This is a genomic window from Belnapia moabensis DSM 16746, from assembly GCF_000745835.1.
Classification (GTDB): domain Bacteria; phylum Pseudomonadota; class Alphaproteobacteria; order Acetobacterales; family Acetobacteraceae; genus Belnapia; species Belnapia moabensis.
Genome location: NZ_JQKB01000018.1, coordinates 57,532 through 80,921, shown reverse-complemented (window position 1 = coordinate 80,921; position 23,390 = coordinate 57,532). Strand labels below are relative to the sequence as shown.

Genomic DNA, 23,390 nt, shown 5'->3' with positions numbered 1-23,390 from the left:
CGGTTCCTCTCTCAAGTGGTGAGGCCAAGGTAGCGCTCCGCCACCTCCGGCTTGGCGGTGATTTCGGCGCTCGGGGCAATGAGCGCGACGCGGCCGCGTTCCAGCACCACGGCGCGGCGGGTGATCGGCAGCACCAGATGCGGGTGCTGCTCGACGATGAGGACAGCGAGGCCCTCCTCGGCGGTCATGCGGCGGATGGCGGTCAGAAGCTGCTGCGCCACCACCGGCGCCAGTCCCTCCAGCGGCTCGTCCAGCAGCAGCAGGCGGGGGTTCAGCATCAGCGCGCGGGCCATGGCCAGCATCTGCTGCTCGCCGCCCGAGAGCGCGCTGCCGAGATTGCCGCGGCGCTGTTCCAGCCGGGGAAAGAACTCCCAGGCGCGGGCGAGGGTCCAGGGCCCGGGGCGGGCGACGGCGGTCAGGTTCTCCTCCACCGTCAGGCTGCGGAAGATGTTGCGCTCCTGCGGTACCCAGCCGAGGCCGAGCGCGGCGCGACGTTCGGGCGGCAGCCGGTCCAGCGCGGTGCCCGCGAAGGCGATGCGCCCCGCCTGCTGGCGCGCCACGCCCATCAGTGCGCTGATCAGCGTCGTCTTGCCGGCGCCGTTGCGGCCGAGCAGCGCGACCGCCTCGCCCTCCGCAAGGTCGAAGGTGACGTCGTGCAGGATGCGCGCCTCGCCCCAGCCGGCGCCGAGAGCCTCAAGCCGCAGGAGCATGCGCCATCTCCCCCAGATAGGCCTCGCGCACAGCCGGGTGGCGCTGGATCCCGGCCGGGGTACCTTCCGCCAGGACGGCACCCAGCGCCAGTACGGTGATGCGCTCGGCGAAGCGGAAGACCAGGTCCATGTCATGCTCGATGAGCAATATAGCGACGTCGCGCGGCAGGGCGGCGACGGTGTCCAGCACCTCGCGGCTCTCGCCGGGAGGCACGCCGGCGGCAGGCTCGTCCAGCAGCAGCACGCGGGGCTTCAGCGCGAGCGCCAGCGCGATCTCCAGCATCCGGCGCTTGCCATAGGGCAGCAGGTCGGTCCGCGCCGTGGCCTCGGCATCGCTGAAGCGCAGCCGCGCCAGCAGGGCGGCGGCTTCATCTTGCTCCGCCCGATGCCGGCGCAGCGGGCGCCACCACACCGCACCGCGGCCGGCGCGCTGCAGCACCGCCAGGGTCACGCTCTCCAGCGGCGACAGCTCGGCGAAAAGCTGGCTGATCTGGAAGGTGCGGACCAAGCCGCGTTGCACCCGGAGATGCATCGGCAAGGCGGAGACATCCTCGCCACCCAGCACCACCTGCCCGGCGCTGGCCGGCAGCGCGCCGGAGAGCAGGTTGACCAGCGTGGTCTTGCCCGCGCCGTTCGGGCCGATCAGCGCCTGGCGCGCACCGGCCGGCAGGCTGAAGGAGACGTCGTCCACCGCGGTGAAACCGCCGAAGTGGCGGGTCAGCCCGCGGGTTTCGAGCGCCGCGTTCATCGGCCGAGGCGCCGCAGCAGGCCGAGCATCCCGCCGCGCCCGAGCATGACCAGCATCACCAGCGCTGCGCCGATCCAGAATTCCCAGAATTGCGGCGTCATCTCCGCCAGCAGGTGATGCGCCACGGTGAAGGCGGCCGCCCCCAGTACCGCACCGTAGAGCGCGCCAAGCCCGCCAATGAGCAGCATCAGCAGCCCCTCCGCGCTGCGATGGAAGGCCAGCACGTCGAGCGAGACGAATTGCGCCGTCTGCGCCAGCAGCGCGCCGGCCAGGCCCGCCACCCCGGCCGAGACGGCATAGGCGGCCATCAGCCGCCGCCGCACCGGCGTGCCTATCGCCGCCATGCGCAGCGCATTGCCGCGGATGCCGCGCAGCGCCAGGCCGAAGGGCGTCGCCACCAGGAAGCGCAGCGCCATGAAGCAGAGAAAGAGCACCCCGAGCGCATACAGGAAGGCGATGCGGCCATAGAGGTCGAAGCGGAAGCGGCCGAAAAGCGGCCAGATCTCCACCCCTTGCAGGCCATCGGCGCCGCCAGTCAGGAAGGCCGCCTTGTTGGCCGCCTCGTACAGCATCAGCGCCAGGCCGAGGGTGACCATCAGCCCCGCCAGCTCGCCGCCGCGCAGCACCAGGGGCGCAGTCAGAAGCCCAAGCAGCGCGGCAGCCAGCCCGGCGAGGAGCAGGCCCGAGAAGGGTTCGCCCCAGCCCTGCACGGCCAGGATGCCGGCGACATAGGCGCCGAGGCCGAAGAAGGCCGCATGGCCGAGGGTGACGACGCCCGCATAGCCAACCAGCAGATCGAGCGAGACGGCAAAGAGTGCGGCGATCCAGACCTGGGCCAGCAGGCCGAGATAGTCCGGGAACAGCCAGTAGCTGCCCAGCGCCAACAGCCAGAGTGCGACCTCGGCGGCGTATCTCATGCCTGTTTCGCCAGCAGCCCGTGCGGGCGCAGCAGCAGCAGCGCCACCATGGCGGTATAGATGATGAAGGCGCCAAGCTGCGGCAGCCAGTACTTGCCTGCCACATCCACCACGCCGAGCAGCAGCGCCGCGAGCGCCGGCCCGAGGATGGTGTTCGCCCCGCCCACCGCGACGACGATCAGCATGTAGACCAGGTATTTCAGCGGAAAGGTCGGGTCGAGCCCCAGCACCTCCACGCCGAGCGCGCCGCCCAGTCCCGCGAGCCCGCTGCCGAGGGCGAAGGTAATGGCGAACAATCGCGGCACCGGGATACCGAGGCCGCGCGCGACCGTCGCGTCGTCCACCGCTGCGCGCAGTTGGGCGCCGAAGCGAGTGCGCAGCAATCCGAGCTGCAGCCCCGCGACGATGCCGGCGCAGACCAGGATGAGGAAGATCCGGTAGCGCCCCAGCTCCCCTATGCCGAGATCCACCCGCCCGCTCAGCCAGGCCGGCAACTGGATGATCTGCTGCTGCGCCCCCATCAACCAGTCCGCCGTCGCCCCGGCCATGAAGACGAGGCCGATCGAGAACAGCACCTGGTCCAGATGCTCTCGCCGGTACAGCCGGGCGTAGAGCGTACGCTCCAGCAGGAGCCCCAGCAGCGCCGTGGCGAGGAAGGCGGCCGGCAGGCAGGCGAGGAAGGGCCAGCCCCAGCGCTGCAGCAGCACCACCAGCACATAGCCGCCGGCCATGCCGAAGGCGCCATGCGCCAGGTTGACGAAGTTCATCAACCCCATGGTGACCGAAAGCCCGCAGGCCAGCACGAAGAGCAGCATGCCGGAAGCGATGCCATCCAGCAGGATGGTCAACACCTCAGGCGGCAACCTGGGCGATGCGGTCGAATTCCAGGTTCCACAACTGGCCCTCCCGGCTCTCGACGCGGCGGATATAGACATCCTGGGTGATGTCGCGGGTCTCGGCGGCGATCGTCACCGGGCCGCGCGGGCTCAACCAGCTGCGGCCCTTCATCGCCGCCAGCAGCTTGTCGCCATCCGTGTCATTGGCTGCCTTCAGCGACTCGGCGATGAGCGTCATGCCGTCCCAGCCGCCCACTGCCATGAAATTGGGCCGCATGTTCGGTGCCACGGCGCGGAAGGCGGCGGTGAAAGCGGCGTTCTCCGGGCTGTCATGCGCCGCCGAGTAGTGGTGGCTGGTGATGGTGCCGAGCGCATCCGGGCCGAAGCTGTTGAGGATGTCGTCATCCATCACGTCCCCGGTGCCGATCAGCTTGATCCCCGCCTCCTTCAGGCCGCGCTCCTGGAACTGCTTCATGATGGCCGCGCCCTCGCCCGAGGGGCAGAAGATGAAGAGCGCATCCGGCTTCGCATCCTTCACCCGTTGCAGGAAGGGGGCATAGTCCGGGTTGCGAAGCGGGCTGCGCAGCTCGAGCGCCATGCGGCCGCCGGCGGCGGCGAAGCGGGCCTTGAAGACGCCCTCTGCATCGTGGCCCGGCGCGAAGTCGGTCACCAGCGTGGCGGCGCTGCGGATGCCGTTGCGCGCCGCCCATTCGGCGATCGGCGCCGTGACCTGCGGCAGGGTGAAGCTGGTGCGCAGGATGTAGGGCGAGCGCTGGGGGATGATGGCGGTGGCGGCGGCCATCACCACCATGGGCAGCTTCGCCTCGGTGGCGATGGGCGCGGTGGCGAGCGCCAGCGGGGTCAGGCCGAAGCCGGCCAGCACCTTCACCTTGTCCCGCACGACCAGCTCCTGCGCCAGGCGCCGTGTGGTGTCGGGCTGCACTCCGCCGTCGTCGCGCAGCAGGATCTCCAGCCTGCGGCCAGCCTGCACCTCCCCGTTCGTCCGCAACCAGGCGCGGGTGGCGGCGTCGATCTGGCGCCCCGTCGAGGCGAAGGGGCCGGTCATCGGCAGGATCAGGCCGATTTTCAGCGGCTCCGCCTGGGCCCGGGCCAGGCCGGGGGCGGCGAGAAGGGCGGTGCCGCCGGCGAGCAGGCCACGACGGGTCGGGCGGGACATCGGGATCCTCCGCAACTGTTCTTGCCGGGCTGCGCGATGCGGCTCGGTGCTGACCCATGGCTTACCGTGTGCCGGCTGAAAGCGGCAGGGGCCACGGGCTCGCCCGGCCATCGCAAGGCAGGTTCTGGCGATGATTTGGTTCGGTGCCGCGCTGGCGTCAATCCGGAGCTGGCACTTCGGGATGGGCGGAGGCCGGTTCGGGCACCAGGCGGAACCGGGCCGCAGTGGCCGCATCCTCTCGCAGGGCCGCCGCGACCTCGGCCGCCGCCTCGGGAGTTTCGACGATGACGAGCACCCGGTCGAACCAGCCGCACAATGCCCGGACCCTGGCCTCGAACAACCGGTCCAGCGCCGCCTCGGCGCCGCTGCGGCCGCCACAGCAGCCGCAGGCGGGGGAGTGGGACGGGCCCGGGAAGAAGCTTACCTGCGCCACGGCACCGGCCGGCAAGGGCGCGGGCGGAGCTTCGACGAGCAGCGCCGTTGCCACGCCGTCGCCCAGGGGCGCGACGGTGCAGAAGGTCAGCGGTATCCGGGTGTCGAGCGACCAAGCCATGCCACGCGCATAGGGCGAAGCCTCGGGCGAGGGAAGAAGCTGCTTCAAGCCATTTGGCTCGATGGCGGCAAGACGATCCTCTTCGTCACCCACTCCATCCAGGAGGCGGTGTTTCTTGGCGAGCGCTGTGCGGTGCTGACGGCGGGGCCCGCGCGGATGTCGGACTACTTCCCGATCGAGCTGCCCGCCGAGCGTGGCCTCGACATCAAGACGGGCGAGGCTTTCGGCCAGTATGTCCGCCGGATCCATGGGATGCTCGGGCTGGGGTAACGTGCCGAAGGCGGTGTCCTTGCCCGGTGGAAGACGTATAATCGGACCGGAGGCGCACCGCGGCGACCGGCAGGCGCTCTCGTGCCGAAACGTCCAGGGAGGCCAGCATGACCGCCGAGGGTGCAGCGACGACGGAGTTCCGGCCCCATAGCTCGCATTGGGGCCTCTTCACGGCGGCGATGCGCGACGGGGAGCTTCTGGTCCGTGCGCATCCGGGCGACCCGGACCCGAACGACATCATCCAGAACTTCCCCGCCGCGCTCCGGCACCCGGCGCGCATCGCGCAGCCGATGGTGCGCCGCGGCTGGCTCGAAGGTGGCCCGGGCCCGGATCGTCGGCGCGGCCGGGATGAGTTCGTCCCGATGGCCTGGGACGCCGTGCTGGACTTGCTGGGCGGGGAGCTTCGTCGCATCGGGGACAGATACGGTCCGGGCGGAGTCTTCGGCGGGTCCTATGGCTGGTCGAGCGCGGGTCGGTTCCACCATGCGCAGAGCCAGATCCATCGCTTCCTGAACAGCGCCTTCGGGGGATACGTCGCCTCGGTCAACAGCTACAGCTCCGGCGCCGCGTCGGTGATCACCCCCTACATCCTCGGCAATTACGAGCAGCTCACCAAGCATAACGTGACCTGGGAGCAGGTGGCGCAGCACACCGAGGTAGTGCTGGCTTTCGGCGGCATGGCGCTGAAGAACGCCATGGTTGCCGGCGGCGGCATCAGCGAGCATGTCGAGCGCGGAGCCATGCAGGCGGCGCGCGAGCGCGGCTGCGAATTCGTCCTCATTGGCCCGCTGCGCAGCGACCTGCCGGCGGAGGCCGGCGCCGAATGGCTGGCCAACATCCCAGGCACCGACACCGCCCTGATGCTGGCGCTCGTGCACACACTGGTCGCCGAGGGGTTGCACGACCGGACCTTCATCGACCGCTATACCGTCGGCTGGCCGGTCTTCGAGCGCTACCTTCTCGGCGAGGCGGATGGCCAGCCGAAGAACGCCGACTGGGCGGCGCCCATCACCGGCATCCCGGCGGAGGCGATCCGCGGCCTGGCGCGCCGGCTGCGTGGCCGGCGCGTGCTGGTCACCGTGGCGCATGCGCTGCAGCGGGCCGAGCATGGCGAGCAGCCCGTCTGGATGGGCGCCGTCCTGGCGGCTGCGCTGGGGCAGATCGGCCTGCCGGGCGGCGGCTACGCCTATGCCCTCGGCGCGATCGGCTATTACGGCCGGCGCGCCAATGCGGTGCCTGGCCCGACGCTGCCCCAGGGGCGCAACCGGCATGGGGACTTCATCCCGGTGGCGCGCATCGCCGACATGCTGCTGAACCCCGGCGGGGCCTATCGCTACAAGGGCGAGACCCGGTGCTATCCCGAGATCCGGCTGGTCTATTGGGCCGGCGGCAACCCCTTCCACCACCACCAGGACCTCAACCGGCTGCGCGAGGCCTTCGCGCGCCTTGACACGCTCGTGGTGCACGAGCTCGCCTGGACCGCGACCGCGCGCCATGCCGATATCGTCCTGCCCGCGACCATGACGCTGGAGCGGGAGGATATCGGCTACAGCTCGCATGACCCGCTGATGGTGGCGATGCACCGCATCGTCGAGCCCTTCGGCGAGGCCCGGGACGACTACGACATCTTCGCCGAGCTCAGCCGGCGCCTCGGGGTGGAGGAGGCCTTCACGGAGGGCCGCAGCAGCCGCGACTGGCTGCGCCACCTCTATGCCCGCACGCAGCAGGGGCTCGCCGAGGCGGGCTTGCCGGCGCCGGACTTCGATGCCTTCTGGGCGGAGGGTAGCCTGCGCCTCCCTCAGGCCGCGGACGATGGCGGGCCCTGGCGCGCCTTCCGCGAGGACCCGGAGGCCAACCCGCTGCCGACGCCGAGCGGGAAGATCGAGATCGCTTCCGAGACGATCGCCGCCTATGGCGAGGCGAGCTGCCCCGGCCACCCCGCCTGGTTGCCGCCCGAGGAGGCGTCCGGCGGTGGTACGCCGCTCCACCTCGTCGCCAACCAGCCGGCGACGCGGCTGCACAGCCAGCTCGATTTCGGCGGGCACAGCGTGGCGGCGAAGCGCCGCGGGCGGGAGGTCGCCTCCATGCATCCGGCGGATGCGGCGGCGCGCGGCATCGCGGATGGCGACATCATCCGCCTGTTCAACGGCCGTGGCGCCTGCCTGGCCGCGGTTCGGCTGACCGCGGATATCCGCCCCGGCGTGGTGCAGCTGGCGACGGGCGCCTGGTACGACCCGGAGAACCCTGAGGAGGACAGGCCGCTCTGCGTGCATGGCAACCCGAACGTACTGACGCGGGACGTCGGGACATCGGCGCTGGCGCAGGGCTGCACCGGGCAGCTCACGGTGGTGGAGGTGGAGCGGTTCAACGGCAACCTGCCGCCGATCCGCGCCTTCGATCCACCAGCGAGCAGATAAACGGCGCGGGCCGTCAGTCCGTGGTGATGGTGTTCTCGCGGCTGATCCGGCCCGGCCGCTCCGTCTCGCAAGCCAGGCAGCGCGTCGGCCCCCCTGCTGCGCCATCCCGGCGAGAAGGGTTTCCCTCGACAGCACCATGGGGCAGGCGTGCCTGACCGTGCAGGACGGGCCGAGCCGGAATGTCTGCGTTGGCAGCGGCAACGCGCAGGACCCGTGCGAGCAACTGCGCAGCCTCGCCGACGAGCCTCCCATGCGGCGCCGGCCTGACGATCCGCGTTGACAGCGCCGCCCACGGCACCGCAGCCTTTCCCTGTCCAGGAAGCGAGCCGTCCGGTACGGGACAGGCCCGCCAACAGAATGACCGGGAGGATCTCATGCATCTGCCACGCCGGGCCCTGTTGCGTGCCGCGGGCGCCGCAGCCCTCATCCCCTTGCCGGAGGCACGGGCGGCCCTGCCGCCAGGCTTGGTTCGCATCCTGGTGGGCTTCCCGCCTGGCGGTGGGACCGATGTGATGGGACGCGTCATCGCGGAGATGCTGCGCAAGCGCGGCAATCTGAAGAATGTCGTCATCGAGAACCGGGTGGGCGCCAGCGGCACATTGGCCTGCGAGGCGCTGAAGCACGCGACGCCGGACGGCACGACGTTGCTCTTCGCACCCAGCGCCTCTACCGTGCAGCCCGTCCTGACCTTCCGCAAGCTACCCTGGGATCCGCGCACCGATTTCGCGCCGGTTACCATGACGGGCACGGTGCAGACCTGCTTCGTCCTGTCGCCGGGACTGCCGGTAAAAACCTTTCCCGACTACATCGCCTGGCTGAAGGCGGATCGGCGCCGCGGCAGCTTCGGCAGCACCGCGCTTGGTTCCTCCACGCATTTCTTCGGCCTGCAGCTCGGCAGCGCCTTCGATGTCGAGCTGGAGCCGGTAGGATACCGGGGCGCTGCGCCGCTGATCTCCGATCTCACGGCCGGGCATATCGCGGCCGGGTGCGGCGGCGTGTCCGACTTCCTGACGCACCACAAGGACGGGAAGCTTCGGATCGTCGTCACCTCGGGCTCCCGCCGTGGCATCATCACGCCGGAGGTCCCGACGATCGCAGATCTCGGCCATCCGAACCAGGCGAGTTTCGGCTTCTACGCCTTCTACGCGCCGGCCGGTACGCCGGCGCCCATCATCGCCGCGCTCAATGCCGAGTTGGCGGCGGCGACGATGGAGCCGGAGGTGAGGTCGCAATTGCTGGCGATCGGGTTGGAGCCGGAAGTATCCAAGCCCGAGGAATTGGGAAAGGTGCTGGCGGAGGACATCGAGCGCTGGCGCCCTGTGGTGGAGAGAAGCGGCTTCAAGGTCGATTGAGCATGTGGTCCCGCCATGACGGTAGGTTCCCGCGCGCGGCAGGACATCCTGTGGCGCAGACCTTCGCGGCCCGGGACAGATGTGCTCTCGACTGGCTGCCAGTGACAGGCGCTGGCGAAGGACCTGCCGCCGAGGCGCATGGTGTGAGCATGCTTCTCGTGCTGGGAATGGACAGGCATCATCGAGCGCATCCGTCACGCGCTCTGCATGGCGATGATCCGCATCATGCTTCAACGGCTAGCCGCAAAGCCCTCAGCATGAAGCCGAACGGCCCGAGCGGGCACTCAGGAGAGTGCACGACGCAGGCCGGACGTGATTCAAGGTGCCTGGTGACGGGAAAACGAACAGGTAGGTCAAGGCGCTGTCGGTCGGTCTTCGGGAGCGATGGTTGCTGCGGTCGCGGTCAGCGCCTCGAACGCGGTCCGCTGGTGAGCCATGGTGCGGAAGGCGGGATCGGGGTGGCGCTGGGCCCACTCGGATGCGACCGGCACAGCTTCAGGCCTATGCTGTCTATTGCCGGATCCAGCGGGCCGTCTGGTACCATCCTAGGGCGTTTTCCCGCCTGACTGAATCGCTTGTGATCCGATCGGGGCGGTGACGCCGGCTCCCTCAACCCCAAGAACCCGCCGGGCGTGCGTGGCGTAGGCGAGGGCTCCGACCTTCCCGTCTTTCGCGGCGACCTCCAGTGCCATCCACAACGCGCCCGGCGCCCGTCGCCGCGCAGCGGTCTTGCAGGGAGTTCTAGATGGCGTCGGCCAGGATCATGTCGGCTGCCTTTTCGCCGATCATCATCGAGGGCGCGTTGGTATTGCCCGAGGTGAGGGTCGGCATGATCGAGGCATCGGCCACCCGCAGCCCGGCGATGCCGTGCACTCGCAGCCGCGCATCGACCACGGCCATCGGGTCGGCGCCCATCTTGCAGGTGCCGACCGGGTGGTAGGTCGTCTCAGCCGTCCGCCTTACCCAGTCGAGAATCTCGTCGTCGCTCGTGCAGTCAGCATCCGGGGCGACCTCCGTCACCTGCAGCCGGGCCATGGCGGGCGCGGTCATGATCCGGCGAGCGAGGCGGACCGCGCATACCGTCAGCTCGGCATCGACGGGCGAGGAGAGGAAATTGAACCGGATCGCCGGCGGCCGGTGTGGGTCGGCCGCGGTGATGTGGATGTGCCCCCGGCTCTCGGGCCGCATCGGATGGGCGTAGCAGGTCATGCCCGACTGGCGCGACAGCCGCGGCCCCTTGGGGCCGGGCTCCATCAGCATGGGCACCCAGCCCAGCAACAGATCCGGCGCCTCCAACCCCTCGCGTGAGCGCATGAAGGCGCGCAGCGGCGCGCCGACCATGGCCAGCATCCCCTCCCGCCTCAGGGCGAAGCGCAGCGCTTGGCGGGCCAGGCCGATGCCGCGGCCGGTGTCGTTGTAGGTGTAGCCGGGCGCGCCGACTGCCCAGCGGGTGCGCGGCGCGTAGTGGTCGCGCAGGTTCTCGCCGACGCCGGGCAGGGCATGGCGCACCTCGATGCCGAGGTCGCGCAGCCGGTCGGGCTGGCCGATGCCGGATAGCTCGAGAAGCTGAGGGGCGTTGATCGAGCCGGCGCTGATGACGACCTCGCGCCCGGCCCGCGCCTCCCGCACGGCGCCGCCGACCGAGTAGCGGATCCCGACGCAGCGCGTGCCATCGAGCAGCAGCGTCTCGGCCAGCGCGCCAGTCTCTATGTGGAGGTTCGGCCGCCGCCGGGCCGGCGCCAGGTAGCAGGCGGCGGTGCTCATCCGGCGGCCGGAGGCGATGGTCGCCTGGCTCATGGCGATGCCGTCCTGAGCTGCGCCGTTGTAGTCCGGGTTGTGCGGGATCCCGACCTCCCCGGCGGCGGCGATCACGGCGGCATGGAGCGGCTCGCAGACCCGCGGGTTGGTGACGCGCAGCGGGCCGTCGCGGCCGCGGAAGCGGTCGTCCCCACCGCCCTCGTAGCACTCCATGCGCTTGAAGAAGGGCAGCACATCGGCATAGCTCCAGCCGGGATTGCCCATCTGCGCCCAGGTGTCGAAGTCCTGCGCCTGGCCGCGCACGAAGGCGAGGCCGTTGAGCGCGCTCGAACCGCCCAGCATGCGGCCGCGTGGCACAGGCAGGCGGCGGCCGCCGGTGGCCGCCTCGGGCTCCGAGGCATAGAGCCAGTTCACCGCCGGGTTGGCGATCATCCGGGCATAGCCGACCGGGATATGCGTCCAGGGACTGCCCGAAGGGCCGGCCTCCAGTAGCAGGACCCGGTTGGCCGGATTGGCCGAGAGCCGGTTGGCCACCACCGCGCCGGCGGAGCCCGCGCCGACCACGATGTAGTCGTAGCTTTGCATCGTTCCTCAGTTCCGGTGGCTGAGCAAAGGCATGCCGCGACGCAAGCCTCAGGCCGCCGCGGCGTGGCGGCGGCGCGCCGCCGCCTTGACCAGCATCGCCCCCTTCTCCGCGATCATGATCGTCGGGGCGTTGGTGTTGGTCGAGGTGACGGCCGGCATCACCGAGGCGTCGATCACCCGCAGCCCCTGGAGCCCGTGGACCCGTAACTGGTCGTCCACGACCGCCATGGCATCGGGCCCCATCCGGCAGGAGCAGGAAGCGTGGAACACCGTCGTTCCGGTCTGCCGTGCATAGGCAAGAAGCTCGTCATCCGTCCGCACTTCCTGCCCAGGCAAGGTTTCCGCCACGAGATAGCGCCGCAGGGCAGGGGCGTTGAACCAATCGCGCACCCGCCGCATACCGGCGATGATGGTGCGCCGGTCGCGGTCCTCCGCCAGATAGTTCGGGTTGATCGAAGGCTGGTCATGTGGGTCGGCGGTGCGCGCCAGCACATGGCCGCGGCTCTCAGGGCGCATCTGCCAGAGGCCCGAGGTCATGCCCGGCTTGCTGTCGAGCTGCCGTGACACCCCGGGGGCGTAGCTGGCCGAGGCGAAGAGCGCCTGCAGGTCGGGCGTCGCCGATTCCGGCAGGACCTTCATCGAGGCGGCGACGAGGGAGGCGGCATAGGTCAGCATTCCCCGGCCGGCGGCGACGTATTTGAGAACCTCGCCGGCGAAGCGCAGGCCACGGGAGCGCTCGTTGAGCGTGGCGATGTCCTTCACCTCGGCCTGCACACGGACGAGGAAATGGTCCTGGAAGTTCCGGCCGACCCCGGGCAGGGCGTGCCTGACCGGGATGCCGATGCGACCGAGATGCTCGGCTTCGCCGATGCCCGACAGCTGCAGGATGTGCGGCGAGCCGATGGCGCCGGCGGAGAGGATCACCTCCGCCCCGGCCATGGCCCGTTCGACGACGCCGCCGCGGGAGAACTCGACGCCCACCGCCCGGGTGCCGTCGAGGATGACCCGGTGCACCAGCGCATGGGTGACCACCTGGAGGTTGGGCCGCCGGAGCGCCGGCCGCAGGTAGCTCCGGGCGCTCGAGGCTCGCCGCCGTCCGCCGCGGGTCTGCTGCACCCAGCCGATATGCTCGCCGAGGCCATGCGGCAGGTCGTTCAGGTCGTCGCGGTGCTCCCAGCCCAGCTCGGTGCCTGCCTGGATCGCGGCCCGGCACAGTTCCGGCTGGTCGCGGGTGCGGGAGGTGAAGAGCGGCCCGTCCTGCGAGTGGACCGCATCGGCCGGGCCCTCCCAGCGCTCCGACTTGCGGAACAGCGGCATGACGTCCTCCGAGGACCAACCGCGGTTGCCGAGCTGCGACCAGTGGTCGTAATCCTCCGGCTGCGAGCGGATGTAGATCATGCCGTTGATCGAGCTGGAGCCACCGAGCACCTTGCCCCGCGGATAGGGGATCTCCCGCCCGTTCAGCCCCGCCTCCTTGTCGGCCTTGAAGCCCCAGGTCAGCGTCGGATGCTGCAGCAGCTTCATGTAGCCGGCGGGGATATGGATCAGCGGATGCCAGTCGCGTCCTCCTGCCTCGATCAGGATCACGCGTGTCGCGGGGTCCTCCGTCAGCCGGTTGGCCAGCACGCAGCCCGCCGAGCCGGCGCCGACGATGACGTAATCCGCTTGCATCTACTGCGCCGCGGCCGCCTCGAAGAACTTCCGTTTCAGCCCCTTCTGGTTTTCGTAGATGGAGCCCTGCTTGTCGGCCGGCGGTAGGGGAAGGCGGACCGGGACATCGGCGAGGCGCGGCGCAAGGCTCGATTGGCCTGAAGCCATCAGCGCGTCATAGGCCTCGATCCCCTCGGGGAAGCCGAGCAGCGGCCAGGCATCGGCGGCGCGGAACTGGAAGAGCAGCAGCCGGCGCTCCTTGTTCGAGGTGTTCGGCGCCGAACCATGCACCGCGCGCACATGGTGCACGGTGATCGACCCGGCCTTGCCGGTCAGCGCGACGGCCTTCGCATAGTCCACGTCCCGGTTGGCCGGATCCATGGCTCCGCAGAAACGCCCCTCCGCATGATGGTCGAAGACCGGGCCCTTATGGCTGCCGGGGATGACGAGGAGGGGGCCGTTCTCCGGCTCCATGTCGTCCATCATCACGCCGACAGCGGCGAGGTCGTCATTGGTGTGCGGGTAGAAGGCCCAGTCCTGGTGCCACTCCACTGCGGCGCCGAAGCCGGCCGACTTCATGTTCAGCTTCGCCGTGTCGAACCGGATGTCCGGCCCCCAGAGCGACTGCAGAACGGCGAGGATGTGCGGGTGCCGCACCAGCGCCGCATAGGCCGGATGATGCAAGTGGGGCGACTTGATCCGACGCACCCGCGGCATGGCCGGCGAGTGGCTGTCCTCCAGGTCGAATATGGCGTCATGCGCGCTGATGCCGCGGGCGCGGTCGACGAAGCCGTCCGTCACGCGGCGCAGCTCGGCGACCTCCTCCGGGGACAGGATGTCGGGGACGACGATGGCGCCGACCTCGTCGTACTCGCGCTTCTGGGCATCCGTGAGCATCGGTTCCTCCCTCAACGATACCAGCGGCGCGCAGCGCGCACCGCTTCGCGCAGGCTGTCGGCTGGGCGGGCCTCGCCGGTGGCGACGCGGGCGAACATGTCGACCAGCACCCAATTCTCGGCGACGGCCCCGGCGGCCGGGGTGATCGGGCCGGCGTAGCCCTCGTAGAAAGGCGTATCCATGGCGTCGCGGTAGACGGCGAGCTTCGGGTCGGACGACCAGACCGCGCTCTCGCCATAGGCCTTCAGCGGCTGCGACCAGTAGCCGAGGCCGCCGGTCAGCCAAGGGTCGTACTGCTCGGCCTCCATCATGAAGCGCAGATAGGCCTTGGCCGCATTCGGCGCCGGGGTGTGGCGCGGCACCATGCCGACCAGGGTCAGGGCCGTCTCCGGCGCCTTGCCAGCCGCGCCGTGCGGCATCTCGGCATGCTCGGTGTCGGCCGCGAGGGCGTTCTGCGCCGGGTCCGTCGAGGTCTTCAGCGAGTAGTAGACGGAGACGCCGTTCTGGGTGAGGCCGATCTCTCCGCCGATGAAGGCGCGGTTGTTGCTGACGCCGCTCCAGCCCATGGTCCCCGGGATCATCGTCTCCTGCATGGCGCGGGCATAGTCGAGCGCACGCAGCGTCTCCGGCGCCTCGAGCGCGATCTTCCCGGCCTCGTCCACCAGCCGGCCGCCATGCGACCAGAGCAGCCAATTGGCATAGCCCGGCGCATCGCCGGGGGCGTGGCTCAGCGGGAAGCCGCAGGGATGGCCGATGCGCTTCAGCTCCCGGCAGAGGCGGAGGAACTCGCCGAGGTCGTTCGGGATGCCGTCGAACCCGGCCGCCTTCACCCAGGAGCGGCGGTAGACGGCGGGGCCGGTGGTGCCGCCCATGGGCAGGCCGAGCCAGGTGGTGCTGCGCCAGCGCTGGCCGTAGACCTTGGCCAGGTCGTACCAGCCGCCGTACCGGGCGCCGAGATACTCGGCCAGGTCGGTCACCTCCAGCAGCTTGTCGGCGTAGATATGGGCGTCGGCGCCGAAGCCGATCAGCACGTCGGCGCCCTTACCGGTGTTGAAGGCGACAGCCACCTGCACCGGCATGTCCGGCCAGTTCACGTAGTCGATCCGCACCTCGATGCCGGTCTGCTCGGTGAAGCGGCGGGTGTTCTGGTTGAAGATCGCCTCGTCAGGGTCGATGTACTTCGCCGGCCGGAGCACCCGCAGCCGGGCGCCTGGTTCCGGCGCGAGGCGTGGCGCCGGGACATCCGCCACGGGGATGGCGCGCGCCGGCAGCGCCGCCCCGGCCAGCATTCCAGCAGCCAGGCCCATGGTCTGGCGACGCCCGATGATCGGTCGCATGCACGTCTCCGCCCACGGGTGTTGCCCCCGTTGCGGACAGGGTATCGGCAGGTTCGGGCCGCCGTCGAGGGGGAATGCGGAACCGGGCCGCGCTACTCCTCGGGCTCGGTGGTGAACAGCAATGGATAACCCTGCTTGCGGCCCATCTCCGTCGCCGCCGTTGCCTTCTCCTCCGCCACGTCGCGGGTGAAGACCGCAACCACGCAGACGCCGCGTTGATGCGCGGTCATCATGACTCGTTGCGCCTGCCCGTCGCCCATCCGGAACTCCGCCCGCAGCACCTGGACCACGAAGGCGCGCGGGGTGAAGTCGTCGTTCACCAGCAGCACCTTGTGCAGCTTCGGCCGCTCGACCTTCAGCTCGGGCTTCACCCTCGGAATGGTCGTCGTGTCAGGTTCCGGCATCGCACCGCTCCCGTCGCTGGTGACAGGTCAGCTATGCGCCCTTGAGGGAGGCTGCAAGCCCGGGGACGCGCCGAAAGGCGGGAGCCAGCGTCGAGTGGCAGCGCCGGATCTCAGCACTCCAGCACGATCTTTCCGAAATGGGCATTGGCCTTCATATGCGCCAGCGCCGCCGCTGCATCCGCCAGCGGGAAGGTGCGATCCAGCGGCAGCCGGAGCTTGCCCGCCTCCACCGCCGGCCAGAGGTCGGCCCGCATGCGGCGGTTGATTTCCCTCACCTCCTCGAGGGTGCGGGTGCGGAAGGTGACGCCGATATAGCTGATGCGGCGCATCGCATGCAGGTCGAAGTCGAAATCGCCCCTGGCGCCGCCGAGGCGCCCGACATTCACGATCCGCCCCAGGATCGCGCAGGCGCGGAGGTTGCCGTTGGCGACGCTCGCGGAGACCTGGTCGACGATGATGTCGACGCCCCGGCCTCCCGTCGCGTCCAGCACGCGGTCGGGCCAGTTGGCATCGCCCGTGTCCATCGCGACGTCGCAGCCGAACTCCGCCAGCCGCGCCCGCCGGCCTGCATCGGAGGAACTTCCGAGCACCAGCGATGCTCCCATCGCCTTCGCCACCTGCATCCCCATGAGCCCGACGCCCGAGCTCGCGCCCTGGATCAGGATGCTCTGGCCAGGCTTCAGGGCGCCGTTCGTCACCACCGCGTCATGCATGGTTTGCAACGCGATGGGCAGCGTCGCGGCCTGCACCCAACCCATGTTCGCATCGGGGAGAGGGGAGACGCGCCCCCAATCCGCTACCGCATACTCGGCATAGCCTGCCGCACCGCTGGCCATCACGCGCATGCCGGGGCGGATGCTGTCGGGCACCTCGGCTCCGACCTCGGCGACCTCGCCGGCGAACTCCATCCCGACGATGGTCCCGGCGCCGCCGATGCTGCCATGTGCCTGCCCGGCGGCCACGGCCAGATCGGCGCGGTTCAGCCCGGCGGCGCGGACGCGGACCAGCACCTCGTTCGGCTTCGGCTTTGGCTCCGGCACGTCGCGGACCTCAACGCCGAGTTCGGTGACAACGGCTGCCTTCATAACGGCTTGCTTCCTGCTGCGTAGGAGGCGGCGAGTAGAGCGTGGAACCGCTTCGCAGGCCAGTGGCGGGGATTCCGCCCACCGTACCGGCCGGCCAAGGGGCATCTTGCCGACCATCGAGCGGGAGCGGCGGAGATTGCACGATCCCGGACCTGCTCGTAGGCTTTCGAAAAACACGGAGGAACGCCATGCGCTTTCAGGATCAGGCCGTGTTGGTGACCGGCGGCGGCAGTGGGATCGGCCAGCAGGTGTGCTACGCGGCAGCACAGGAAGGCGCGCGTGTCGCGGTCGGCGACCTCGATCACGAACGCGCGGAGGCAACCGCCTCCGAGATCCGCCGGCGCAAGGGTGAGGCGCAAGCCTTCCGCATCGACGTGGCCGACCCGGCCTCGGCGGCGGATTTTGTCGCCGCGGCGGAAACCACTCTCGGCCGGTTGGATGTTCTCGTCAACTCCGCCGGAGTGCGGGAGATCGTCCCGCTGCTCGACCTGTCCTTCGAGGAATGGCAGCGGGTGATCAGCGTGAACCTGTCGGGCACCTTCCTGCCGAGCCAGGCCTTCGCGCGGCGACTGGTCGCGCTGGGCCGACCGGGGCGCATCGTCAACCTGGCCTCCACCCTTGGCCTGATGGCGGCGCCCAAACGGGCCGCCTACACGGCGTCCAAGCACGGCGTCGTCGGTCTGACCAAGCAGATGGCGTTGGAGCTGGGCGAGAACAACATCCGCGTCAACGCGGTGGCGCCGGGGGTCGTGCGCACGCCCCTCACCGAGCGCTACTTTCAGGATGAGAGCTACGCCCAGGCCATCCGCGACATCCACGCGCTGGGCCGTTGGGGCGAACCGTATGAGATCGCCCTCGCCATCCTGTTCCTGGCGGCGGAGGAAAACGGCTTCATGACGGGCAGCATCCTGACCGTGGATGGCGGCTGGACGACGGGCAAGAAGATGTAGCCAGCAGTTGCATGATGCGTTCCGGCTCATCCTTCCACCACGGTCCGCAGGCCCGCCGTCGCTGCCCGGCTTATCGGAACCATGCCATGCTGGCCGGCACGCTTCCCCCTGCGAGAAGGGACACGGAATGACACAGGCAGCCCGGTCTGACGCCTTCTCCGAATTGATGGCCGTCCGCGCCCTGCCGCCGCCGGAGGTGGGCGAGGTCACGATCACAGGGGCCGATCCATTCTACCGGACGCCCTTCCGCGTCGGAGAGACGGCGGCCGCCGTCCTCGGCGCCACCGGCGTCGCCGCCAACGACCTTTGGGAGCTGCGCACCGGCCGCCGCCAGTCCATCGGCATCACGGTGCCCGAAGCGGCGGCGACGCTGCGCGTGGTCGACTACACGAGGAAGCGGGATTCGGACGGGCAGTACCGGCGCCCGCCCGTGTCCGACAGCATGAAGCACATGGCGACGGTGACCCAGCCCTGGCCGACCGCGGACGGGTGCTGGTTCCTGCCGCATTTCAACCTGCCTCATCTGGAGCGCCGCGTGCTGGATGTTCTGGAGTGCGAAAGCACGCCAGCCTCCGTCAGCGCCGCCGTCGGCCGCTGGACCGCCGATGCGCTGGAGGCCGCGATCGCCAGGGCACGCGCCTGCGGCGGCAAGGTCCGGACGCGGGAGGAGTGGCTGGCGCATCCGCAAGGCGCCTATCTCGCCGCCCGGCCCGTCGTGGAGGTCACCAGGATCGCCGATGGCCCGCCCGAGCCGCTGCCGCCCGGCGGCCGGCCGCTATCCGGCGTGCGCGTGCTCGACCTGACCCGCATCCTGGCGGGGCCGACCGCCGGGCGGACGCTGGCGGAGCACGGCGCCGACGTGTTGATGGTCACCGCGCCCCACCTGCCGCAGGTCCCCGAGTACGTTCGCGACCTGAGCCACGGCAAGCGGAGCTGCTTCCTCGACCTTCGGCAGGCCGACCAAGCGAGCTGTCTGGCCGCACTGACGCGGGAGGCCGATGTCTTCGTCAACGGTTACCGCCCTGGACAGCTCGGCGAACATGGCTTCGGCCTGGAGGATCTGGTCCGGCTTCGCCCGGGCCTGATCGCCGTCTCGGTCAGCTGCTTCGGCTCGGGCGGACCCTTCGCGGGGCGGGCCGGGTGGGAGCAGATCGCGCAGGCGGTCTCGGGCATTGCCCACACTCATGGCCAAATGACGAATGCCGGGCAGCCGACGCTCGCCCCGGCCCCGATCTGCGACTACCTGACGGGTTACCTCGCAGCCTTCGGCACGATGCTGGCCCTGCACCGTCGGGCTCGGGAGGGCGGGAGCTATCACGTGCAAGCTTCGCTATGCCAATCCGCCATGTTCTATCAGCGCCAGGGACTGCTCGACCGCTTCGATGACGGCCCCGAGCAGCTGACCGAAGCGGAGCTTGCGCCGCTGCATGTGCGTGAGGATTCCTCCTATGGCGACCTGCTGACACTGGGCCCGGTGTTGCGCCTGTCAGAGACGCCATGCCGCTGGGCGTTGCCGACGCCGAAGCTCGGCGGAGACCGGCCGGAATGGCTGGCCCGGGATGGCGGCGGCCGCTGACGGCATCCGGCCGGAGGTAACCTCCGTCGAGCTCACCGCCGGCGGTCTTGCCGCCCCGAGCCGGGCGGCCGCGTCGATTATGCCCGGTCCATGCGGGTTTCCTCTTGCTTGCCCCGGCGCCCGTTCTCACCTGATCAGGATGAGCCAGAACGACGCCATCATCGCAACTCAATCGCTGAGCGCGGAAGCCGAACGGCTTCACGGCGACGCCGAGGCCATGCGCCGGGAGGCAGAGGCACTCCGCTCCGCCATCCAGGCTCCCTCCGGTCTGGTGCAGCAGGCCATCGCGCGGCTTGAGGCGGAAGCCGGGGCAAAGACCGAGCGGGCGCAGGCCCTGGAACGGGTCGCCGCTACCCTGCTGTCCCGGGATGCTGCGCAGGGCGATGCTTCGCCCGAGGGGTTCGACGCCTTCGCCAAGGCCAACCTTTCTCCTCTCCTGGTCCGGCTCGCATCTGCGGTCAGGGGCCAGGGCCACGCGGCGTATCAGCCAGGCCCGAATGCGGCCGCCGCGATCGACCTCCAAGCGATCGGCAGGATCGTGGAGAACGGACTGGACTGGCTGGCCAGGGAGAGGCGGAGGCAGGACGGGCGACCCTGACCGGTCGTCTGCTGGTTCAATTTGCCGAGCCGCCGGACCATCTCCTGCCGCAGCGGCGTGGCTGCGACCACGCGGGCCGAGCGCCCCTTCTTGGCCGGGATCAGGCTGTCGACGCCGGGGGCTTCGCGGCAGTGGCGGTGGTTGGCTTCGGTATCATAGCCTGCTTCCACCAGGAGTTGCTCGAAGGGCATGCGGGCGTCGGTTGCGCTCGTCGGGGGTGGCAGATCGGTGAAGTCGCCGGATCTGCGGCGCGACCCACATGGCGAAGGCCCATTCCAGCCAGCCGCGCTGGCCCCGGTGCCGCTTCGCGCGCCACTCGAAGTAGCGGGATGTGTGCGAGGAAGAGACCGGTGGAGCCGAGCGCGATCTGGCAGGCGCGCTCGGCGTCCCCGCGGGCGCGGCGAACGGTTTCTTTCAAGGCCGGGTCCAGCAGGTGGGGCCGACGTGACGGCGGGCGAACCGCCACATCGTCGCGCGGTCGGGGACGGCTCGGAGGCCGAACACGCGGCGGAGTTGGCCAGGCAGGCGGAGAAGGTCCTTTAAGCCATGGTAGGTCAGCCGCAGCCTCTCCCGCAGCAGGAGCAGGGCAAACAAGGCGGCGGGCGCGTAGGCCGGGGTGGCGAAGCGGCTCGGGGCGGGGGCTACGTGACGCGATACTACCTCTGCGAGCCGGCTAAAGCGAAGCAGCTCATGATCCATCATTGCCCCAAGGCGGGGCTTGAGACCTCATCCTGCTCCACATAGGTTCGCAACAAAGCAAGACGCTTTCGAACGACGGGCGGACCGGCCTGCAGGGCACAGACCATCGACCGGAACACAAGCAGGTCGAAGGCGAGTGTACCCTTCTCCTAGTGATCTCAAGATGCACCCTTTTCAGCGGGCTGGAGCCTGCGGTCCAACCGCAGGATCGGCTGCTGCTTCGCCTTTCCCTGGCCTGCATACCCCAACCATACGACACGAGACCAAACACCGACGTCATAGCCATCCGCGTTCGCGGAAGCCGTCGAGGTCGGTGCCAGGTGGCGCATACCAGCTGCCGGCACGATAGCGGGCACCGAGTTGCCGCGCGGCATCCTTATTCCCAAATGGAATGCGCAGCCGTGTCTCACCCTCCGCTGCCGGCGATACCGAACCATCGCCGGCTGCCTTCACGACACGCGTCGCACGCGCTGTCCCACTATTGTTCTTCCGGCCTGGAACACCGTACTGGCCGCCACGCGACGCCTTGGGTCCTGGAGACGACACGGCCGCCTTGCCTTGCCTGGCCCTGGGCCGCTTCGCCATCGCCTGCCGCGGCGGTGCAGGGTGTTCAGCGACAGGCTTCGCCCGCGCCTGGGGAGCCTCCTTCCTCGGCGCATGCTGGTCGAGGAAGGCGCGGCACGCAGCGCTCGATGTCGTGTATCCGGGCGGCGGCGGAAGCCCTTTCCGCCGGGCCAGGCCGTCGACGAACTGCTTCATGGCCGGCGTCGGCGGGCGGTCCACGCCGCGCTTCTTCGCCCCGACGCCGAGCAGGTCGGCATCGCCGACCGGCGCCCCCTCCTGCAGCCGCCCGATGATGCGGCTGGCCTGCGCGCAGACCGCATCGATGGCACCGACCATGTCCTGCTGCCCGACCAGTACATCATCCAGCAGGCGTTCCATCTGCGCGGTCACGCCGGGATCGACCAAGGCTGGGTCGGCCCGCTCGAGCACCGCGAACAGCGCGAGCCCGCGCTCGGTGGGCAGGATGTGCTTGCCGTTGGCGACGAGGAACTCCTGCGCCTTGAGGCCACGAATGATCTCGGCCCGGGTCGCCGGCGTGCCGATTCCCTTGGCCTCCTTCAGACGCTCCTGCAGTGCCTCGTTCTCAACGAAGCGCCAGGCATTCTGCATTGCCTCGATCAGCGTTCCCTCGTTGTAGCGCGGCGGCGGCCTGGTCTCCTTTGCCTCGACCGCGGCATCGCGTAGCAGGGCCGTCTCGCCGTGCCGGAGGGCGGGCAGCAGTTGCGCGTCCTCGCCCTTCTCCTCGGCCGGCTGCCAATCGGGGAAGGCCTGCCGCCAGCCGAGTTCGATCGGCTGCCGCCCTGTGGCCCGGAACAGGTAGCCGCGGACGTCCAGCGTGACCGTGGTCTGCCGGTAACGGAAGTCCGGCATGACGGCGGCGAGGTAGGCGCGGGCGATGACGTCGAACAATCGGCGCTCGTCGCCCGACAGGCGCGGCCACACCTCGCGCAGCGTGTCGACCGTGTTGACGTTGGGGATGATTGCATGGTGGCTGGCCCCGGCCAGGCCCTTGTCGTGGAAATGGCCGCTTGCACCTCGGCGGACCACCGGCGGCTCCGGCACCGGGATTCCGCTGAAGGCCCGCCCCACGCGCAGCCCGGCGACGATCCGGGGAACGTCCGGGATCAGGCTCTCGGGCAGATAGCGAGTTTCGGCGCGGGGGTAGGTGATGATCTTCTTGCCCTGGCCGTCATAGAGCTCCTGCGCCACCTCCAAGGTGCGCGCCGCCGACCAGCCGAAGCGTGAGCCGCAAAGCTTCTGCAACGCAGGCAGGTCATGCAGCCGGGGCGGGCCCTGCCGCTTGTCCTCGACCTTGACCGCGAGCGGCCCGGCGAAGCCTTCGGCGGCCGCAGCGATGGCCTCGGCGTCCTCGCGCTTCAGGATCCGCTCCTTGGGTGCATGCCGCATCCGCAACTGGCCTGCCTCGGCCTCGGCGGTGGCCACGACCTCGAAATAGGCCTGCGGGACGAAGTCCCGGATCTCGAGCTCACGCTTGCAGACGATGGCCAGGGTCGGGGTCTTTACCCGGCCGACGCCGATGACGCCCCGTCCGCCGCGGGCCAGGGTCACGGTCGCCGTGCGGGTCAGTGAGAGGTTGTAGATCTGGTCGGCCTGCCGTCGCGCCACCGCTGCGGCATAGAGCCGGGCATACTCCGCATTCGGCCTGGCTTGGGCGAAGGCGTTGCGGATGGTCTGCGGGTCCTGTGCGGTGAAGATCACCCGCATCACCGCGCCGCGGAAGCCGTAGTGTTCCAGGATCTCTTGGCCGATCAGTTGGCCCTCGCGGTCGCAATCGGTGGCGAGCCAGACGCGCTTCGCGTGGCGCAGCGCGTCGCGGATCGCCTTGAGCTTGGGCGCCTTGTTGCCGCCTTTGGCCGGCTTGGTGCCGTAGAGCCCTTCCGGCCGGAGCAGGACCGGCGTCCAGCGCTTCCAGTCCGGTGAGACCTCCTCGGGCTCGATCAGGTCGAACAGATGGCCCTCGGCCGGCAGGATGGCCCCATAGCGGCCGCCGACCGCGGCGCGGACGTCCTTCGCCTGGCTGGTCTTTTCGGTGATGACGATCTGGTCGGTCATGGCGGCGCTGGGTTAGTTCTTTAGATGTTCCAGGACCGGCGCGCCAGCGAGATGTGATGCGAAGCCCGCAGCCGCTATGAGCTCTGGCGGCGATTGCCTTCCGTCACGATCCAAGCCGCTGCGGTACCTGCTGATCCCGATGCAGGCGCCGCAGCCCGACCGAAGGGAAAATCGCATCGGCGAGGCGGCGCCAGTCGCCGGCGTGGTTGGCCATGAGGCCGACCTTCAGGCAAG

20 protein-coding genes are annotated in these 23,390 nt (G+C 69.9%); 6 read left to right on the top strand and 14 right to left on the bottom strand.

Translation table 11 applies throughout. The features are described 5' to 3' along the window. Positions 1-11: 11 nt before the first annotated feature. The 6 genes from EP26_RS13850 to EP26_RS36225 all read right to left on the bottom strand — a co-directional run bounded on the left by EP26_RS13850 (position 12) and on the right by EP26_RS36225 (position 4,989). Entirely contained in the window at positions 12-710 is a 699-nt protein-coding gene (locus EP26_RS13850) for an ABC transporter ATP-binding protein (protein ID WP_043339247.1), read from the bottom strand. Next, positions 694-1,458 (bottom strand): ABC transporter ATP-binding protein, encoded by a 765-nt coding sequence (locus EP26_RS13845; RefSeq protein WP_043339245.1) that lies wholly within the window; start codon positions 1,456-1,458, stop codon positions 694-696. The genes EP26_RS13850 and EP26_RS13845 overlap by 17 nt, the downstream gene beginning before the upstream one ends. Beyond that, positions 1,455-2,375 carry a branched-chain amino acid ABC transporter permease gene (locus EP26_RS13840; protein ID WP_052389156.1) on the bottom strand — a complete coding sequence of 307 codons (921 nt, stop codon included), beginning with the start codon at positions 2,373-2,375 and terminating at the stop codon, positions 1,455-1,457. Before EP26_RS13840 ends, EP26_RS13845 begins: the two co-directional genes overlap by 4 nt. Further along, entirely contained in the window at positions 2,372-3,226 is an 855-nt protein-coding gene (locus tag EP26_RS13835; RefSeq protein ID WP_043339243.1) for a branched-chain amino acid ABC transporter permease, read from the bottom strand. Before EP26_RS13835 ends, EP26_RS13840 begins: the two co-directional genes overlap by 4 nt. A gap of 1 nt (position 3,227) precedes the next feature. Then, positions 3,228-4,388, bottom strand: coding sequence for an ABC transporter substrate-binding protein (locus EP26_RS13830; protein ID WP_043339242.1), 1,161 nt, complete (start codon positions 4,386-4,388; stop codon positions 3,228-3,230). Between the two features lie 157 nt (positions 4,389-4,545). Next, positions 4,546-4,989, bottom strand: a complete 444-nt coding sequence (locus tag EP26_RS36225; protein ID WP_169747393.1) for a hypothetical protein — start codon at positions 4,987-4,989, stop codon at positions 4,546-4,548. A 60-nt stretch (positions 4,990-5,049) separates the two neighbouring features. Between EP26_RS36225 and EP26_RS33155 the strand changes: the two genes are divergently transcribed. The 3 genes from EP26_RS33155 to EP26_RS13815 all read left to right on the top strand — a co-directional run bounded on the left by EP26_RS33155 (position 5,050) and on the right by EP26_RS13815 (position 8,980). Further along, on the top strand, positions 5,050-5,211 hold the full coding sequence (locus EP26_RS33155; protein WP_211259442.1) for a hypothetical protein: 162 nt from the start codon (positions 5,050-5,052) through the stop codon (positions 5,209-5,211). Between the two features lie 107 nt (positions 5,212-5,318). Next, positions 5,319-7,628 (top strand): molybdopterin guanine dinucleotide-containing S/N-oxide reductase, encoded by a 2,310-nt coding sequence (locus EP26_RS13820; protein ID WP_043339240.1) that lies wholly within the window; start codon positions 5,319-5,321, stop codon positions 7,626-7,628. Between the two features lie 374 nt (positions 7,629-8,002). After that, the gene (locus EP26_RS13815) at positions 8,003-8,980 is read left to right on the top strand and encodes a tripartite tricarboxylate transporter substrate-binding protein (protein WP_043339239.1); all 978 of its coding nucleotides are present in this window, start codon (positions 8,003-8,005) and stop codon (positions 8,978-8,980) included. 741 nt (positions 8,981-9,721) lie between these two features. Here EP26_RS13815 and EP26_RS13810 read toward each other — a convergent pair. From EP26_RS13810 to EP26_RS13785, 6 genes are all read right to left on the bottom strand, one after another. Continuing rightward, positions 9,722-11,323 (bottom strand): GMC family oxidoreductase, encoded by a 1,602-nt coding sequence (locus tag EP26_RS13810; protein ID WP_043339238.1) that lies wholly within the window; start codon positions 11,321-11,323, stop codon positions 9,722-9,724. A gap of 48 nt (positions 11,324-11,371) precedes the next feature. Next, complete coding sequence (locus tag EP26_RS13805) at positions 11,372-12,994, bottom strand: GMC family oxidoreductase (RefSeq protein ID WP_043339237.1); 1,623 nt, start codon at positions 12,992-12,994, stop codon at positions 11,372-11,374. Further along, a complete protein-coding gene (locus EP26_RS13800) occupies positions 12,995-13,870 on the bottom strand; it encodes a phytanoyl-CoA dioxygenase family protein (RefSeq protein ID WP_043339236.1) in 876 nt (291 codons plus the stop codon). A gap of 11 nt (positions 13,871-13,881) precedes the next feature. Beyond that, positions 13,882-15,207 carry an ABC transporter substrate-binding protein gene (locus EP26_RS13795; RefSeq protein ID WP_043339234.1) on the bottom strand — a complete coding sequence of 442 codons (1,326 nt, stop codon included), beginning with the start codon at positions 15,205-15,207 and terminating at the stop codon, positions 13,882-13,884. A 92-nt stretch (positions 15,208-15,299) separates the two neighbouring features. After that, entirely contained in the window at positions 15,300-15,611 is a 312-nt protein-coding gene (clpS, locus tag EP26_RS13790) for an ATP-dependent Clp protease adapter ClpS (protein WP_043339233.1), read from the bottom strand. Between the two features lie 110 nt (positions 15,612-15,721). After that, on the bottom strand, positions 15,722-16,696 hold the full coding sequence (locus tag EP26_RS13785) for a zinc-binding dehydrogenase (protein ID WP_043339232.1): 975 nt from the start codon (positions 16,694-16,696) through the stop codon (positions 15,722-15,724). 188 nt (positions 16,697-16,884) lie between these two features. On the opposite strand from EP26_RS13785, the gene EP26_RS13780 reads away from it, so the two are divergent. From EP26_RS13780 to EP26_RS13770, 3 genes are all read left to right on the top strand, one after another. After that, positions 16,885-17,646 (top strand): SDR family NAD(P)-dependent oxidoreductase, encoded by a 762-nt coding sequence (locus EP26_RS13780; RefSeq protein WP_043339231.1) that lies wholly within the window; start codon positions 16,885-16,887, stop codon positions 17,644-17,646. 127 nt (positions 17,647-17,773) lie between these two features. Continuing rightward, positions 17,774-19,222, top strand: coding sequence for a CoA transferase (locus tag EP26_RS13775; protein WP_043339230.1), 1,449 nt, complete (start codon positions 17,774-17,776; stop codon positions 19,220-19,222). A 139-nt stretch (positions 19,223-19,361) separates the two neighbouring features. After that, a complete protein-coding gene (locus EP26_RS13770; RefSeq protein ID WP_157033531.1) occupies positions 19,362-19,820 on the top strand; it encodes a hypothetical protein in 459 nt (152 codons plus the stop codon). A gap of 414 nt (positions 19,821-20,234) precedes the next feature. On the opposite strand, the gene EP26_RS38600 is transcribed toward EP26_RS13770, so the two are convergent. Continuing rightward, a complete protein-coding gene (locus tag EP26_RS38600) occupies positions 20,235-20,519 on the bottom strand; it encodes a transposase (RefSeq protein ID WP_169747396.1) in 285 nt (94 codons plus the stop codon). Positions 20,520-20,795: 276 nt separating this feature from the next. Continuing rightward, complete coding sequence (locus EP26_RS13760) at positions 20,796-23,156, bottom strand: type IA DNA topoisomerase (RefSeq protein ID WP_043339226.1); 2,361 nt, start codon at positions 23,154-23,156, stop codon at positions 20,796-20,798. Positions 23,157-23,390 lie beyond the last annotated feature (234 nt).